This window comes from Comamonas sp. FUJ_7, from assembly GCF_057369555.1.
This window is the reverse complement of record NZ_JBXXZI010000009.1, coordinates 43,640-60,205: the sequence shown is the minus strand read 5'-3', so window position 1 is coordinate 60,205 and position 16,566 is coordinate 43,640. Positions and strand designations below refer to the sequence as shown.

Genomic DNA, 16,566 nt, shown 5'->3' with positions numbered 1-16,566 from the left:
TTAACAGAAAGCGCAAGCAGCTACTAAAACGAGAGCTTCATGTTGGAAAAAGTTCTGATCGCCAATCGCGGTGAAATTGCGCTGCGCATCATTCGTGCCTTGCAGGAGCTAGGTATTCCCAGCCTTGCGATCTACGCCGAAGACGATGCCGATGCCGCACATGTCAAAGCCGCCGATGAAGCGGTGGCGTTGAACGCCAGCGGCCCGGCTGCCTATCTGGACGGCGCACAATTGCTGCAGATTGCGCGTGAACAAAGCTGCGATGCGCTGCACCCCGGCTATGGTTTTTTGAGCGAAAACGCCGACTTTGCCCGTGCCTGTGCGGCAGCCGGTGTGCGCTTTATCGGCCCCACGCCCGATCAGCTGGTGCTGCTGGGCGACAAGGCCAAGGCCCGTGCGCTGGCCCAGCAATGCGGCGTGCCGCTGATGCCTGGCAGCACCGAGGCTGTGACGCTGGCGCAGGCCCAGCAGTTCTTCGCGCAGCAGCAGGCCGATGGTGCCAGCGGCATCATGATCAAAGCCATTGGCGGCGGTGGCGGGCGCGGCATGCGCGCGGTGACGCATGCGGATGAGGTGGCTGCTGCTTATGAGCGCTGCCGCAGCGAGGCGCAGGCCGCATTTGGCGTGGACGGCGTGTATGTAGAGCGCCTGATGACCGGCGCACGCCATATCGAGGTGCAGATTCTGGGCGACGGCAGCGAATGGCCGCTGGCGCTGGGCGAGCGCGAATGCACGCTGCAGCGGCGCTTTCAGAAGCTGGTGGAGATTGCGCCCAGCCCCAGCTTGCCGCAGCCGCTGCGCGAGCGCATCACGGCAGATGCGCTGCGCATGGCGGCCGAGATTCGTTATGAAAGCCTGGGCACGTTTGAGTTTCTGGTGGACTTGCGCAGCCAGTCTCTACCCTATGTTTTCATCGAGGCCAATCCGCGCCTGCAGGTGGAGCACACCATCACCGAAGAAGTGTTTGGCGTGGACCTGGTGCAGGCCCAGATTGCCATTGCGGCGGGCGAGCATTTTGCGGATCTGGGGCTGGATGTGAATGCGCCGCCCATGCCGCGCGGCTATGCCATGCAGTGGCGCATCAATGCCGAGACGCTGGACGCCCAAGGCCAGTCCCGCCCCGGCAGCGGGCGCATCGGCCATCTGCGCTGGCCGCAGGGCCCGGGCATTCGTGTGGACAGCCATGCGCAGCAAGGCGTCAGCCCCTCACCGCATTACGACAGCCTGCTGGCCAAGCTCATTGTGCACAGCCATGCGCCGCGTTTTGAGGACGTGCTGCGCCGCTCTCAGCGTGCGCTGGCCGATTGCCGTATTGCGGGCCTGGCCAGCAATCTGCATTTGCTGCAGGCGCTGGCGCAGCGAGCCGAAATGCAGTCGCAGCAAGTGCATACGCGCTGGCTGGAAGAGGTGTTGCCAGAGCTGCTCAGTGCTTCTGAAAAAATAGCTGCTAGCGTATGTGAAGCAAGCAATTTAGATACAAAACCATCTGAAAATCATGAACAGCAAGCGCTAGAAGCTCCTGAAAACGCATTGCTGGCCCCCATGCCTGCACGCGTGGTGCAGTGGAGTGTTGAGGCTGGACAGAGCGTGGCCAAAGGCGCAGAGCTGGGCATTCTCGAAGCCATGAAGATGCAGCATGTGCTGCTGGCGCAGCGCGCTGGCGTGGTGCAGCAGTGCCTGGTGCCGCCGGGCGCGTATGTGGCGCAGGGCCAGCCCTTGCTGCTGCTGGAGGCCGCGCAGGGCCATGCCGCCCATGCCGAGCTGGCCGCCGAGGCGCTGGACCCCGACCACATTCGCGCCGATCTGCAGCGTGTGAAAGATCGCCACGCCTTCACGCTGGATGCGGCGCGACCCGAGGCCATGGCTAAGCGCCATGCACAGGGCAGCCGCAGCGCGCGCGAGAACATTGCCGACCTGTGCGACGAAGGCAGCTTTATCGAATATGGTGCGCTGGCAATTGCGGCGCAAACGCGCAGGCGCAGCATCGACGACCTGGTGGTCAACACGCCCGCCGACGGCATGGTGACCGGCATTGGTTCCATCAACGCCGCGCAGTTTGGCGATGAAAATTCCCGCGCCGTGGTCATGTCCTATGACGCGACGGTGCTGGCGGGCACGCAAGGCATGCGCAACCACGCCAAGACCGACCGCATGCTGGGTATTGCGCTGCAGCAAAAACTGCCCGTGGTGCTGTTTGCCGAAGGCGGTGGCGGGCGCCCCGGCGATACCGACACGCCCGTGGTCGCGGGCCTGCATGTCCATACCTTTGCGGCCTATGCCGCGCTGTCGGGTCAGGTTCCGGTGGTGGGCATCACGCATGGGCGCTGCTTTGCGGGCAATGCGGCGCTGCTGGGTTGCAGCGACGTGATCATCGCCACGCGCAGCAGCAATATCGGCATGGGTGGCCCGGCCATGATTGAAGGCGGTGGGCTGGGTGTTTTCAAGCCCGAAGAAGTTGGCCCTGCCAGCGTGCAGCATGCCAATGGCGTGATCGATATTCTGGTGGACGATGAAGCGCAGGCGGTGGCGGCGGCCAAGCACTACCTGTCGTTCTTTCAGGGCCGCACGCAGCAATGGACAGCGCCCGATCAGCGCCTGCTGCGCCATGTCGTGCCCGAGAACCGCTTGCGCGTTTACGACACACGCGCAGCAATGGCCGGTTTGGTGGACGAGGATAGCTTGCTCATGCTGCGCACCGGCTTCGGTCTGGGCATACACACGGCGCTGGCGCGCATTGAAGGCAGGCCTGTGGGGCTGATGGCCAACAATCCCGCGCATCTGGGTGGGGCGATCGATGCCGATGCCGCTGACAAAGCCGCGCGATTCATGCAGCTGTGCAATGCGCATGGCATTGCCATCGTCAGCCTGGTCGATACGCCCGGTTTCATGGTGGGGCCGGAGATTGAAAAGACTGCCCAGGTGCGCCATGTCAGCCGCTTGTTTGTGATGGCGGCCAAGCTGCGCGTTCCTTACTTCAGCGTGGTGCTGCGCAAGGGCTATGGCTTGGGCGCCATGGGCATGACGGCGGGCAGCTTTCACGCACCCATCTTCAATGTGGCCTGGCCCACAGGCGAGTTCGGCGCCATGGGGCTGGAGGGGGCGGTTCGGCTGGGCTTTCGCAAGGAGCTTGAAGCCCTGCCCGAAGGTGCCGAGCGCGACGCGCTGTTCCAGAAGCTGCTGGCCCAGCAATACGCGCATGGCGAGGCCATGCACATGGCGGCCACGCTGGAGGTCGATGCGGTGATCGACCCGGCGGAAACGCGGGCCTGGCTGGTGCGCGGCCTGGCCGGTGCGCAACTGCGTGAAGGTGACGGGCGCTTTGTCGATACCTGGTAAATGCGGATGAAAGTGCTAGCAGTTACAAGCTAAATATGGCTTAAGAGCAGGTGAGGTATGCGCTTTAAGCTCATGTTTTTGATATGAAACCTATATGGAAATTCATATCTTCCCTCGTGCTAAGCTGAAACGACGTGCCAACGCCCGGCGGCCTTTTCAGGCTGTGACCGGGCGTTTTTGACCGCTCAATTTGTGAATGGAGACATCCCCATGCCCGGACTTTTGCCCGACGTTGATCCTGATGGCCTGCTTGAATTTTCAGTGGTCTATACCGACCGTGCGCTCAACCACATGTCCCAGAAGTTTGTGGGAGTGATGCAGGACATCCTGGGCATGCTCAAGGAGGTCTATCACGCCAACACGGCCGTGCTGGTTCCCGGCAGCGGCACCTTCGGCATGGAAGCCGTGGCGCGCCAGTTCGCCAACCGCGAGAAGGTGCTGATCGTGCGCAATGGCTGGTTCAGCTATCGCTGGACGCAGATTTTCGATGCCGACGCCGGTTTGGGCGGTGGCTCCGTGGTCTGCAAGGCGCGCAAGCAGGGTGCGGGCAGCCAGGACCCCTGGGCACCGTGCCCGGCGCAGGATGTGGCAGAGACCATTCGTGTGGAGCGCCCCAAGGTCGTGTTTGCGCCGCATGTGGAGACGGCCAGCGGCATCATGCTGCCCGATGAATACCTGCGCACCGTCGCCGATGCGGCACACGAGGTCGGCGCGCTGTTCGTGCTCGATTGCGTGGCTTCGGGTGCCATGTGGGTGGATATGGAAAAGACGGGCGTGGACGTGCTGATCTCCGCGCCGCAAAAGGGCTGGAGCAGCTCGCCTTGCTGCGCCATGGTCATGCTCTCTGAGCGTGCCCGCGAGGCGATCGAGCACACGCAAAGCTCGAGCTTTTCCTGCGACCTGAAGAAGTGGATGCAGATTGCCGAGGGCTACGAAAAAGGCCAGCACGCCTATCACACCACCATGCCCACCGATGCGCTGCTGCGCCTGCGCGACGTGATGCAGGAGGCGCGTGACTACGGCTTTGCCAAGGTGCGTGAAGAGCAGATGGAGCTGGGCCGCAAGGTGCGCGAGCTGCTGGAGTCGCGCGGCTTCCCCAGCGTGGCTGCCGATGGCTACAAGGCTCCCGGTGTGGTCGTCAGCTACACCACCGACCCCGAAATCCAAAGCGGTCGCGCCTTCCTCAAGGTCGGTCTGCAGACCGCCTCGGGTGTGCCGCTGCAATGCGATGAAGGGCCGGACTTCAAGACCTTCCGCATCGGTCTGTTCGGGCTCGACAAGTGGCATGCGCCGGATCGCTCCGTGGCACATCTGTCCAAGGCGCTGGACGAGATCGGCATCCCTGCAGCCAGGAACTGATCGCCGCATTGCGGTGATGAGATTTTGTCCCCGGCTTCGTAATAGAGTCGGGGTTTTGTTTGTTACAGCGCATACCCATGAAAAAAGCAGCATCTCTCGTCTGTGCCGTGTTTGCCATGTGGGCTGGCTCGGCCGCTCAGGCCGCGCCGGTCACCACCGCCAGCGGACTGATCTATGACAGCCAGGTGGAGGGCACAGGCCCTAGTCCCAAGGCGACAGACACCGTCAAGGTGCATTACCGTGGCTACTTTCCCGATACGGGCAAGGAGTTCGATAGCTCCTACGCGCGCAAGCAGCCCATCGAGTTTCCGCTCGATGGCGTGATCCCCTGCTGGACCGAGGGCGTGCAGAAGATGAAGGTGGGCGGCAAGGCCAAGTTCACCTGCCCACCCGAGATCGCCTACGGCAGCCGTGGGGCAGGACGCGCGGTTCCGCCCAATGCCACGTTGAATTTTGACGTCGAGCTGCTGGACATTCGGGGGCGTTGATCAGGGGCGCTGTATCTGAAGCCGCCGGGCCAGGCGCTGCAGATTGGCGCGGTCGAGCTGCAGCTCACGCGCTGCGGCGGCCCAGTTGCCATGGTGCCGGCTCAGGCTGGCGCTGACCAGCTGGCGCTCGTATTCGGTCACGGCAGCTCGCAGGCCGGCTTCGGGCAAGTCCATGGGCGGGTTTGCAAGCGGCGCGCTCTGGGCCGGTGCAGGCGCTGATGATGACGTGGGCGTGAGGGTTTCGGCACGGTCCCAGAGGTCGGCCAGTCCCAGGCTCACAATGCGCAGCCTTGTGCCTGAGCGGCTGGCGCTGCCGTCATGGCGGCTCAGGGCCTTGAGCACGGCACGACTGATCAGGTGCTCCAGCTCGCGCACATTGCCGGGCCAGCCATGCTTGAGCAAGGCAGCCTGTGCGGCGGCGTCCAGACGCAGCCCGCCCAGGTTGAGCCTTGAGCGGTTTTCTTCCAGAAAATACCCGGCCAGCTGCAGCACATCGCTGTCGCGCTCACGCAGTGGCGGCACATGGAGCGGATAGACATTGAGCCGGTGATAAAAGTCCGCGCGCATGCGCCCGGCGGCCACTTCCGCCGCCAGATCGCGGTTGGTGGCGGCAATCACACGCACATCCACATGGTGCTCGCGGTCCGAGCCCAGGCGCTGCAGCTGACCGCTTTGCAGCACCCGCAGCAGCTTGGCCTGCACGGGCAGCGACAGCTCTCCCACCTCGTCCAGAAACAGCGTGCCCTGGTGCGCCTGCTCGAACTTGCCGCTGCGCTCGCTCAAAGCGCCCGTGAAGGCGCCGCGCACATGGCCAAACAGCTCGCTTTCGACCAGGTTGTCGGGCAGGGCTGCGCAGTTGATGCTGATCATGGGCTTGCCCGCGCGGCCCGACTGCGCATGCACGGCCTGGGCCACCAGCTCCTTGCCGGTGCCGGTTTCGCCGGTGATGAGCACGCAAAGATCGCTGGCGGCGACCAAGGCCATGTCCTTTTGCAGCTGCCGCATGGCCGGGCTTGAGCCTTGCAGCCCGCGCTGGGCGGGCGCAGCCGCTCTGGCAGAGACGGTGGCACCACGTGCGAGCTGGGCCAGCTGGTGCACGCGCTCGGCCGTGGCCACGGTGGCGGCGGCCAGGTTGCTGAAGGCCTGCAGCATGGCCAGTGCGGCGGGGTCGGCAAAGCGGCCCGGCTCCAGCGCGTCCAGTGTCAGCAGTCCCCACGGCAGGCCGCCCAGCTGCAGCACACAGCCCATGCAGTCATGCACATGCAGCCCGTTAATGGCCTGGCCCTTGTGCGCTACTAGCCCGTCATAGGGATCGGGCAACGGGCTGTCAGGCGCAAAGCGCATGGCCTGTCCAGCGGCCAGCAACTGGGCAAAGCGCGGATGCTCGGCCAGGCGAAAGCGCCGCCCCAGCGTATCGGGCATCAGACCGTCGATGGCCATGGGGCGCAGCCATTCGCCTTCGAGCTTGAGCAGGGCCACGGCATCGGCGGGCAGCAGATTGCGCAGCGCGGCCAGCAGGCGGCGCAGACGCTCGCGCTCGCTCAGATCCTGGGCCAGATCGGCGATCAGCGGAATGACGGCATGGAGGACGTGGGATGTTGTCATATTGACATCAGGATGGGTCTAAAAGACTTCTTATGCTTGATGTCATATTGACTCATATTTCTGCAAGCCATTGTTTTGCAATGGTCTTGAGGTTGGCACGCAGCTTGCAGTTATTTGGTCAAGCCTTGCAACTGGCAAGGCGGCAACCTGGAGATTTGCATGCTGACCGAACGTCAACGCGAGATTGTCAAAGCCACCGTCCCTTTGCTGGAAACCGGCGGCGAAGCCCTGACCACCCATTTCTACCAAACCATGCTGGCCGAGTACCCCGAGGTGCGCCCGCTGTTCAATCAGGCCCACCAGCAAAGCGGTGCCCAGCCCCGCGCGCTGGCCCACAGCGTGCTGATGTATGCCAAGAACATCGACCGCCTGGAAGGCCTGGGCAATCTGCCCGCCCAAATCATCAACAAGCATGTGGCGCTGCAGGTGCAGGCCGAGCATTACCCCATCGTGGGTGCCTGCCTGCTGCGCGCGATTCGCGAGGTGCTGGGCGCTGAAATTGCGACCGATGAAGTCATCGCCGCCTGGGGCGCGGCCTATCAGCAGCTGGCCGATATTCTGATCGCGGCCGAGCGCAGCATCTACGAGCAGACCGCCAGCGCCGAAGGCGGCTGGCGCGGTGCGCGTGACTTCAAGCTGGTGAAGAAGGAGGCCGAGAGCGCCGAGATCACCTCGTTCTATCTGGAGCCAGCCGATGGCGGCGCGGTGATTGCCCATCAGCCCGGCCAGTACATCGGTCTGCGTGTGATGGTCGACGGTCTGGAGCAGCGCCGCAACTATTCGCTGTCTGCCGCCAGTAATGGCAAGAGCTATCGCATCAGCGTCAAGCGCGAAGCCGGTGGCAAGGTCTCGGGCTATCTGCACGATCAGGTGCAGGTGGGCGATGTGCTGCAGCTGTTTGCACCGTCGGGCCACTTCACGCTGCAAGAGGGCAGCAAGCCGCTGGTGCTGATCAGCGGCGGTGTGGGCATCACGCCCACCTTGCCCATGCTTCAGGCAGCGCTGCCCACGGGCCGCGAGATCACCTTTATCCACTGCGCGCGCGACCGTGGCGTCCATGCCTTTCGCGAGAAGATCGATGCGCTGGTGGCCGCCAATGAGCAGCTCACACGTCGTTATTGCTACGACCAGGCGGGCGACAGCGATGGCGTGGATGCGCAAGGCCTGCTGAGCACCGATCAACTGGGGCAGTGGCTGCCCGCATCCCGCGATGCCGATGTCTACTTCCTGGGCCCGCGTGGCTTTATGCGCAGCGTCAAGCAGTCGCTGCGTGATCTGGGCGTGCCTGACGCCCAGGTGCATTACGAGTTTTTTGGACCCGCGGAGGCGCTGGCTTGACGTTATTGCGGCCCTGAGCGGCTTTACCGGCCTTGCTGCTTCCTCCTCTTTCTACGCGCTGCGCGCTAGCGGGAGAGGACGAAGTGGTCGCGGCGGGGCGGCCCTTGCTCGGCGTCCCTCGCTTTGGGGCACGCCGGTTTTGTACGCTGTGATCTGCAAGCAATGGATGCTCATTAAAAAAGAGCTGCCTGCGCTTGGTATGTCTGGATTTCAATGCGAAAAGCATCTGAAACCCATGCAAATCCATCGCTGGCAGCTCTTTTTATGGAGTCATGACATTGCAAGCAGCTCTTTTTATTGAGACGCGGCCCAAGTGAGAGACATTGAGCAAGGGCCGTCCCGCAGCGAGAATGTCGTCCCCCTCCCGAAGAGAGAGGGGGAAGGCGCAAAGCGCCTCAGGGGGTCAACGATAGTAAGCCTCGACCGTCCCCTTGATCTTGATCAACAGGGGGTGGCCCTTGCGGTCCAGCGCCTTGCCGTGGGGTACTTTCACCCAGCCTTCGCTGATGCAGTATTCCTCGACGTCAAAACGCTCCTTGCCGTTAAAGCGGATGCCGATGTCGTGCTCGAACACGGCGGCCACATGGTGGGGGCTGCGAGGGTCGATGGACAGGTGGTCGGGCAGTTCGGGGCGGGTAGCGTCGGTCATGATTCTTGGGAAGTCAGGGATACAAAGCTCGCTATTTTCGGCGCATTTGCAAAAGCCTGTCTTGCCTCACACCATGTGTCAGACAAGGCAGACGGCTCTCAATCGGGGCTGCTGCCATAGGCGAGCAAGGCTGGCTCGCCTATGCTTGCACCCATGCTCACGCAAGAACAACGACTGTCTCTGCAGCAAGCCAAGCGCTTGCCGCTGATTCTTTTGCTGATCGTCACGGCCGGTTTTATCGCCACGGCGCTGGCGGGCTCGCGCTGGGGCATTGCGGGCCAGGCCGTGCCGCTGTGGCTGGTCTGCCTGCGTGCCATCTGCGAGGCCGCCATGGTCGGTGCACTGGCCGACTGGTTTGCCGTCTCGGCCCTGTTTCGGCGCATACCGCTGCCGCTGGTGGGGCGGCACACGGCCATCATCCCGCGCAACAAGGACCGCATAGGCCAGAACCTGGCCACGTTTGTGCGCGACAAGTTTCTCGATGCCCCCTCGCTGGTGGCGCTGATCGAGCGCAACAACCCGGCGCAGGCACTGGCGGACTGGCTGACGGCCCCGGCCAACAGCCAGTTGCTGGGTAAGCAAGTGGCGCGGCTGGCGCTGGCGGCGCTGGAGATGGTACAGGACAAGCAGGTCGAGAAGTTTCTGACACAGTCGCTCAAGGCTGTGATGCAGCATGTGGATCTGTCGCGCACGGCGGCTTCGCTGCTGTCGGGGCTGACGGCGGGCGGCCGCCACCAGGAGGTACTGGACGATGTGCTGGCGCGCATCAGCCGCGTGCTGCGCCAGGAGCAGACCCATGTGCTGATTGCACAGACGATTGTGATCTGGCTCAAGCGCGAGCACCCGATCAAGGAAAAAATGCTTCCCACGGACTGGCTCAGCGACAAGGGCGCAGCCATGATCGCTAGTGCGCTGGACAGCCTGCTGCAGGACGTGGCGCAAAACCCCGGACATCGGCTGCGCGAAGCTTTTGATGGCTCGATTCAGCGACTGATCGAGGGCTTGCAGAACGACCCGGCCTACGCCGAGCGGGTGGAGAAGCTGCGCAACTATCTGCTGCACGACGAGAAGCTGGCCGCCTATCTGCGTGAGCTATGGGCTGGCTGGCGTGCCAAGCTGGAGCGCGATCTGGCCGACGAAAACTCGGCCCTGGCGCGCCGTGCTGCGGTGATGGGGCGCTGGCTGGGCCAGGCGCTGGCGCATGACGAGGCGTTGCGCAGCTCCATGAACGAGCGCCTCAAGCGCTGGGCGACAACGCTGGCGCCCGATGTCTCGCAGTTCATTGCCAAGCATATTGCCGACACGGTCCAGCGCTGGAATGCCGAGCAGCTATCCGAGCTGATCGAGGCGCATATCGGCAAGGACCTGCAGTACATACGCATCAACGGCACGCTGGTGGGCGGAGCCGTCGGGCTGCTGCTGTTTGTGATCTCCCACGCCGGAGCCTTGTGGCGCAATCTGCTGGTGTGGTGGGCCTGAACGCTGAGGCTGAGTTCTATTGAATAGATAGCTGCAAGCGCTGGTTATTCAATGGTTTCAAGGTGATAAATGCTTGAAATCAACTTTTATCAAGCGCTGGCAGCTATCAAAACCATTAAGCGCTGGGCGTGGCCGGGTCGGATGGCAGCAGCTGCTTGCCAATCAGCTGCCAGGCCTTGGCGGCATCAGTCTGGCCGGCAAACAGGTGGCAGCTGGCAGCGGTCATGGCGATGCGGCCATTTTCGGGCTCCAGATCAAAGGCCAGTTCACACTGCGCGGCTGCATTGGCCCACATGACGAGCGCGTTCTTGTTCTCTTCTTTTTGCAGGGCGTGGGCTTCGGCCATCCAGGCCTGGGCCAGGCGGAAGGCGGCTTCGGGCTCGGTCATGTCGGCCTTGTGCGCCAGGTAGAACTCTTTGCCGGCCGCTTGCCACAGTGCGCGGGCCTGGTCGAAATTCTGTGTGGCAACCTTTTGCGCTTGCAGCACCAGTGCATTGCCCGCTTGCAGGTGGGCTTCGTAGGTCGAGGTGTCTTGGTCTTGAGGCATGGCCGATATTGTCCTCATTGCATGGCTGGACGAGGCGCATGCTCGCGCAAGTCCCCAGGACTGCCTCGGGACTTAGGCACCACTTCGGCCAGCGAGCTGGTTGCGAAGCGCTAGTAACGGAAATCGAGCTGGCGCGGGCTTTTGCCGATTTGCACGGACTGGGTCTGGCTGTTGCCGTCCTTGGTGGTGGCGGTGATCTGGTAGCTTCCGGCAGGCAGCTTGATCAGACAGACGGGGCCGTTGGCGATGAACTGGCTGCTGAGCTTGGGGGACTGCACATCGACCTTGACACTGGCCAGATAGGCTCCGCTTTTTTCTGCGAACAGCAGCGACAGCGGGTAGTTCTTCATTGCGGCGCGCATGGCCGTGGATTCATCCTCGCCGATGCCGCCGCAGCTGTAGCTCAGCGGGCCGACCTCTTGCATGGCTGGAATCTGGCTCTGTGACAGGGCAGGCAAAGCCAGCAAGGCGCTGGCGGCCAGAGTCAGTGCGGTGCGGTGGTTAAAACCAGGCATGGTGTTTCCTTTCTGAGAACCACAGACTGGCGATGCTGCGACTGCGGCGCGCTGCCGCTTGTAAGCCCTGCTTGGTGCTGCTTGTGGGTGGCGCAGGCATTTACGTGGCATTTACGCGGCGCTGCTGAACGTTGCAAGCGTCTGAGGCTGTTGCGGGTGTGGCTCGGCGGGCAGGCTCAGGCCAATGCGGGTGAGGTGCGGGCCTGACTCTGCAAACGCCTGCCCGCCATGCATGCGTGCAATGGCGGCCACGATGGCCAGGCCCAGCCCGTTGTTGCGGTCGCCCTGGCTGCGGGCGGCGTCGGAGCGGTAGAAACGGTCAAACAAGCGCGGCATATGCTCGGGTGCAATGGCCGGACCTTGGTTGCAGACGACCAGCGAGATCAGCCCCGGTTGCGGCGTGCTGATCTGTACTTTGATGGCGCTGCCCGGCGTGGCGTAGCGTGTGGCATTGCCCAGCAGATTGGACAGCGCACGGCGCAGCAGCAAGACTCGTGAGCAGGTGAAGGCCGAGGCGGCTGAAGCGGTGTGCCAGGGCGGACCGTCGCGCTTCAACTCCGGTGCTTATCCAGCAGACCTGCCACAGGCCGGTGGCGGCAAGACGCGGCAGGAGGTCATCAACGAGTTGCTCCAGGAAACTCCGGAGCAGCGGGAAGTCCGGCTGCGCTCTTTTTGCTGCTGAGTCCATGCCGGAAGCCCTGCTGGCTGAAGTTCGGGTTGCGTAGTGGTGGGGGGAGAGCGGCTACCATGCAGGCCGCTTATTGAAATCTTCGCCATCATGCCAAGTCGCCAAGCCCTACCGTCCCAGCTTTTGTCTCGGCTCTTGAACCAGCAGGCCCTGGACGCACTGCGCCAGGCCAGGCCCGCATTTTGGGCTGGGCGCTCCGAGTGTTGCAGCTCTGCACTGACACTGGGGCACGATCAGGTCGCGCAGGCCGTGGAGCGCATAAAGCGTTTTGCACCGCTGCTGCAAAAGCTGTTCCCCGAACTGCAGGCTTCGGATGGTCGTATCGAATCGCCCTTGCTGGCTGTGCCTGCGATGCAGCAGGCGCTGGGCCTGCCAGATGCCATGGGGCAGTTGTGGGTCAAGGCCGATCACTCGCTGCCCGTGGCAGGCTCGGTCAAGGCGCGTGGCGGTGTGCATGAGGTGCTGGAATATGCTGAGCAAGTGGCGCAGCAGCATGGACTGCTGGCCGATGGCGACTATCTGCACCTGGCCTCTGATGCGGCGCGGGCCGTGTTTGCGCAGTATCAGGTGGCGGTAGGCTCCACCGGCAATCTGGGCCTGTCGATTGGTGTCATGGCCTCGGCCCTGAGCTTCAAGGCCGTGGTGCATATGTCGGCCGATGCCAAGGAATGGAAAAAGCAGCGCCTGCGTGCACGCGGCGTGCAGGTGGTCGAGCATGAAGGCGACTACGCGCAGGCTGTGGCCGCCGGTCGCGCCTTGGCCGAACAAGATCCGCACTGCCATTTTGTGGACGACGAGCACTCGCTGTCTTTGCTGCTGGGCTATGCGGCGTCCGCTCCTTATCTGGTAGCGCAGCTCGCAGAAGCCAAGCGCGCTGTGGATGAAAAGCACCCTTTGTTTGTCTATATCCCCTGCGGCGTGGGCGGCGCGCCCGGTGGTGTGGCTCTGGGTTTGCAGCAGGCCTTTGGCGATCATGTGCACTGCTTTTTTGCCGAGCCTGTGCAGTCCCCCTGCTTCATGGCAGAGATGCTGGCGGCCAGCGGTGCGCTGCCAGAGTTGCCACGCCACCCTTCGGTCTATGCGCTGGGTCTGAACAATCAGACCGAGGCCGATGGTCTGGCCGTGCCTGCTGCCTCGGAACTGGCAGCCGATGTGGTGGGTGGTTTCCTTGCCGGGGTCTATACGGTGGAAGATGACACCTTGCTGCGCCACCTCTACCGCCTGCATGACAGCGAGGGACTGAATATCGAGCCTTCTGCCGCTGCGGGCTTCAGCGGGCCACGCGCCTTGCTGGACAGTGCTGCGGGTCAGGACTATCTGCAGCGCCAGAACCTGCTGCCCCACATGGGGAATGCCACGCACCTTGTCTGGACCACGGGAGGCCTGTTTGTGCCCGATGAGGAATATGCCCAATTTCTGGCACGCGGGCGGCAGCTGTGCGCAGCGGCTTGAGCGGATTGTTCAAGCCTCAGCAGCGTTCAGAGTGGCAGCCAGCGCTCCCAAAAACGAGCGCGTTTCGGTGACTCGGTGGCACCAAACTCCTGCAGCAGCCGCGTTATTTTGGGGCGCTGATATTGGCGGGCCGCTTGCAGCGGTGTCAGCTCGTCCAGTTGTGCCGCCAAGTTGGGGTTGGCTCCGTGTTCTAGCAGCACGCGCGCCACGTCGGCATGGCCGTTCAAGATGCTGACGACCAAGGCGGACATCATGGCCTCAGGATGCTGGTAGTCCACATCCACCCCTTCGTTGAGATGAAAGCGCACACAGGCCTCATCGCCACGCTCTGCTGCGTAGTACATGTCTTTCCAGTCACCGCCTGCACTGGCCATATCTGCTCCTTGAGTGGACTGTCTCCAGCCACTGTAGGCCAGAGTGCGGCGCAAGTGTGCAAAAAATGCCGGTGATGCCCCTCGTCTTGGATGGCGATTGCGCAGCACCGGGCTCAGGTACTTTGCGGGTTAGGATGCTGGTTTTTTGACGGGCTGAGGCAAGCACTTGGCTTGAGAGAAGGTACAACGTGAGCAGCATTCTTCTGAACCCGGTGACAGGTCCCGCCGCATGGCGTGGTGCAGACGTGGCCGGTGACACATCCTGGATTCATCACCTCAGCTCCGAAGCCATTGCTGCTCTGGATGCAGCCTTGGCGCATTTGCAGCAAAAGGGCCTGGCTTTTCCCGACTTCACGCAAGCCGACTTTCCTTTGCCCAAAGCCCTGCGCACCGAGCTGACGCGCTATGCCGAAGACTTGGAAAAAGGCATGGGTTTCTTGCTGCTGCGCGGCCTGCCCATCGAGCGCTATAGCGACGAGCAGATCAGCGCCATCTACTACGGCATTGGCCTGCACATGGGGCAGCCCGTGCGCCAGAACCCGCGTGGCGACTTGCTGGGTCTGGTCATGAACGTGGGCGACAAAACGAAGAAAACCACACGCGTTTACGAAACCAATAACTATCTGCCCTATCACACCGACCCCTCCGATGTGGTGGCTCTGCTGTGCGTGCGCAAGGCGAGAGAAGGCGGCTTGTCCAGCCTGGTCAGTGCCGCTGCTGTTTACAACGAAATTCTGCGCACCCACCCGGAATACCTGGGCCTGTACTACCGCCAGTGGCACTACGCCCACCTCTGCGAAAAAGGCGTGGAGCCGGGTTTGTCACCGCTGTTCAGCTACCACGAGGGCAAGCTGGCCTGCCGCTACCTGCGCCAGTACATCGAGCTGGGCCATGAAATGCGCGGCCAGCCGCTGACCCCTGTGGAGCTGGAAGCGCTGGATGTGTTTGACCGCGTGATGCACGACCCCGCGATGCGCCTGGACATGATGCTGGAGCCCGGTGATATGCAGTTCGCCAACAACTACATGGTGCTGCACTCCCGCAATGGCTTTGAAGACCATGACGCGCCAGAGCAGCGTCGCAAATTGCTGCGCCTGTGGCTGAAGATGCCCAATGCGCGGGCATTGGCACCGGAGTTTCCGGGACGCAATGGATTTCCGCTGCAGACGGATCAGGTGGCGGGCTAAACATACCTGCAAGCAGGCTTGCTTTGTAGCGATTTTATCAAATCAATAGCTGCCAGCGCTTGCTGGATAAGCGCTAGAGGCTGAAAAGGCTGTGAACTCTTTGCATGGGTTAGCAGCCTTTTTTGTTGAGTGATTTGAAGCTGTATTGGCGGCTTTCTGGGATGCCTTTGGAGGGCTGTTTGCGACCCAAAGCAGAAGTTCATGCCCAAAAAACGTTGTTCACAACTTTGGGTGTAAATAGTCTGTACAAAAGGATGTACTCAAGCGGGTTTGCGGGTATCTGTTCCATCTGGCCAAGTTGTTAAAACCTCGTAACCTTGGGCAGTGACCAGCACCATATGCTCCCACTGCGCGGACAAGGATCGGTCTTTGGTAACGACAGTCCAGCCATCTGGCATTTCCTTGGTCTCTGGCCGACCGGCATTGAGCATGGGCTCAATGGTGAAAATCATTCCGGCCTCTAACTGCAAGCCTTGCCCGCGCTTACCATAGTGCAGCACGGATGGCTTATCGTGATAGACAGTTCCAATGCCGTGGCCGCAGTATTCGCGCACGACACTGAAGTTGGCTTGCCGTGCGACAGATTGAATCGCATGCCCTATATCACCCAATGTTGCGCCAGGCTTTACCTGTTTAATCCCAGCTAGCATCGCGTCATAGGTGGTCTCCACCAAGCGCTTGGCCAGTACACTAGGTTCGCCAACAAAAAACATCCGGCTCGTGTCACCAAACCAGCCATTTTTGAAAACAGCGACATCGACGTTGATGATGTCCCCCTTTTTTAAGATTTTCTCTGGCGACGGGATGCCGTGGCAGACCACCTGATTGACTGAGGTGAGAATAGTCTTTGGATAGTCGCTGTAGCCCAGGTTGGCTGGTATCGCTCCTTGGATGTTGACGATGTAGTCATGGCAGCGTTTATCGAGCGCCTCGGTGCTCACGCCGGGCACCACATAGGGCTTGATCATGGCGAGCACATCAGCCGCCAATTGCGCCGCAACGCGTGCCATGCCAATCTCGTCGGCTGACCGGATGGGAATGTTGTGGCGCGTCATTAGGCCGCGCCTTGAGAGAGCGTTTTCTCGTCTGGTGCATGGACAGAAAATGCCGTGTGCAGGTTCAGTCCTCCCCTATGTTCCGCCTCAATCAATAACTGACAGATCTCTCGGTGGTCCAGATCTGGGTGTATTTCGGCGAGCATGCCCACCCGCATCCAATGCTCTGCCTGCGCATTGATGGACCTGCTGAGTGCGCCACTGGCTAAACGCAAGTTCTCGTGCATGTTGTCGGAGATTTTCACAATACCCATGAGTCACCAATATATGAACAATATATAAATTGTATATGATTCATATATCGCCATCGCCAATTTGGACGCATTGATCAGTGGCGTGGATTTCCATTTCGATCTGATAACTGTTCGGGGTATCCCACCAACGAAACGACCGGTGGGAAAGACTGCTTCTGGCCGACTCCGGCTATACACAGCATCAACGCCAAGTAACGAGCGAAGCAACGTTTCGGGTTGACTCAACACCGTCTTTCAGAT

Annotated in this window: 14 protein-coding genes and 1 pseudogene; 7 read left to right on the top strand and 8 right to left on the bottom strand. The window is 61.8% G+C overall.

Annotation, left to right across the window (positions count from 1 at the left end; genetic code table 11):
• Window positions 1–39: 39 nt before the first annotated feature.
• From AC2I9W_RS14050 to AC2I9W_RS14040, 3 genes are all read left to right on the top strand, one after another.
• On the top strand, window positions 40–3,336 hold the full coding sequence (locus AC2I9W_RS14050) for an acetyl-CoA carboxylase family protein (protein WP_486410564.1): 3,297 nt from the start codon (window positions 40–42) through the stop codon (window positions 3,334–3,336).
• 210 nt (window positions 3,337–3,546) lie between these two features.
• The gene (locus AC2I9W_RS14045; protein WP_486410563.1) at window positions 3,547–4,695 is read left to right on the top strand and encodes an aminotransferase class V-fold PLP-dependent enzyme; all 1,149 of its coding nucleotides are present in this window, start codon (window positions 3,547–3,549) and stop codon (window positions 4,693–4,695) included.
• 77 nt (window positions 4,696–4,772) lie between these two features.
• A complete protein-coding gene (locus tag AC2I9W_RS14040) occupies window positions 4,773–5,183 on the top strand; it encodes an FKBP-type peptidyl-prolyl cis-trans isomerase (protein ID WP_486410562.1) in 411 nt (136 codons plus the stop codon).
• On the opposite strand, the gene norR is transcribed toward AC2I9W_RS14040, so the two are convergent.
• Window positions 5,184–6,788, bottom strand: coding sequence for a nitric oxide reductase transcriptional regulator NorR (norR, locus tag AC2I9W_RS14035; protein ID WP_486410561.1), 1,605 nt, complete (start codon window positions 6,786–6,788; stop codon window positions 5,184–5,186). It abuts the gene before it with no gap.
• A 159-nt stretch (window positions 6,789–6,947) separates the two neighbouring features.
• Here norR and hmpA point away from each other — a divergent pair, with 159 nt between their 5' ends.
• On the top strand, window positions 6,948–8,126 hold the full coding sequence (gene hmpA, locus AC2I9W_RS14030; protein WP_486410560.1) for an NO-inducible flavohemoprotein: 1,179 nt from the start codon (window positions 6,948–6,950) through the stop codon (window positions 8,124–8,126).
• Between the two features lie 403 nt (window positions 8,127–8,529).
• Here the strand turns inward: hmpA and AC2I9W_RS14025 are convergent, their stop codons facing one another.
• Window positions 8,530–8,775, bottom strand: coding sequence for a DUF3297 family protein (locus tag AC2I9W_RS14025; RefSeq protein WP_486410559.1), 246 nt, complete (start codon window positions 8,773–8,775; stop codon window positions 8,530–8,532).
• A gap of 153 nt (window positions 8,776–8,928) precedes the next feature.
• Between AC2I9W_RS14025 and AC2I9W_RS14020 the strand changes: the two genes are divergently transcribed.
• The gene (locus AC2I9W_RS14020; protein WP_486410558.1) at window positions 8,929–10,254 is read left to right on the top strand and encodes a DUF445 domain-containing protein; all 1,326 of its coding nucleotides are present in this window, start codon (window positions 8,929–8,931) and stop codon (window positions 10,252–10,254) included.
• Window positions 10,255–10,369: 115 nt separating this feature from the next.
• Here the strand turns inward: AC2I9W_RS14020 and AC2I9W_RS14015 are convergent, their stop codons facing one another.
• The 3 genes and pseudogenes from AC2I9W_RS14015 to AC2I9W_RS14005 form a co-directional block, all read right to left on the bottom strand.
• Complete coding sequence (locus AC2I9W_RS14015) at window positions 10,370–10,801, bottom strand: hypothetical protein (RefSeq protein WP_486410557.1); 432 nt, start codon at window positions 10,799–10,801, stop codon at window positions 10,370–10,372.
• A 110-nt stretch (window positions 10,802–10,911) separates the two neighbouring features.
• Window positions 10,912–11,316: a hypothetical protein gene (locus tag AC2I9W_RS14010; RefSeq protein WP_486410556.1), complete on the bottom strand. Its 405-nt coding sequence runs from the start codon at window positions 11,314–11,316 to the stop codon at window positions 10,912–10,914.
• A gap of 111 nt (window positions 11,317–11,427) precedes the next feature.
• A pseudogene (locus AC2I9W_RS14005) lies at window positions 11,428–11,802 on the bottom strand (ATP-binding protein); the annotation flags it as partial.
• A gap of 292 nt (window positions 11,803–12,094) precedes the next feature.
• Between AC2I9W_RS14005 and dsdA the strand changes: the two are divergent.
• Complete coding sequence (gene dsdA / locus AC2I9W_RS14000; protein ID WP_486410555.1) at window positions 12,095–13,456, top strand: D-serine ammonia-lyase; 1,362 nt, start codon at window positions 12,095–12,097, stop codon at window positions 13,454–13,456.
• A 26-nt stretch (window positions 13,457–13,482) separates the two neighbouring features.
• Here dsdA and AC2I9W_RS13995 read toward each other — a convergent pair whose 3' ends face one another.
• Entirely contained in the window at window positions 13,483–13,830 is a 348-nt protein-coding gene (locus AC2I9W_RS13995; RefSeq protein ID WP_486410554.1) for an ankyrin repeat domain-containing protein, read from the bottom strand.
• A 188-nt stretch (window positions 13,831–14,018) separates the two neighbouring features.
• Between AC2I9W_RS13995 and AC2I9W_RS13990 the strand changes: the two genes are divergently transcribed.
• Window positions 14,019–15,017: a TauD/TfdA family dioxygenase gene (locus tag AC2I9W_RS13990; protein ID WP_486410553.1), complete on the top strand. Its 999-nt coding sequence runs from the start codon at window positions 14,019–14,021 to the stop codon at window positions 15,015–15,017.
• 260 nt (window positions 15,018–15,277) lie between these two features.
• Here the strand turns inward: AC2I9W_RS13990 and map are convergent, their stop codons facing one another.
• Complete coding sequence (gene map / locus AC2I9W_RS13985; RefSeq protein ID WP_486410552.1) at window positions 15,278–16,072, bottom strand: type I methionyl aminopeptidase; 795 nt, start codon at window positions 16,070–16,072, stop codon at window positions 15,278–15,280.
• On the bottom strand, window positions 16,072–16,326 hold the full coding sequence (locus AC2I9W_RS13980; protein ID WP_332677736.1) for a ParD-like family protein: 255 nt from the start codon (window positions 16,324–16,326) through the stop codon (window positions 16,072–16,074). The genes map and AC2I9W_RS13980 overlap by 1 nt, the downstream gene beginning before the upstream one ends.
• Window positions 16,327–16,566 lie beyond the last annotated feature (240 nt).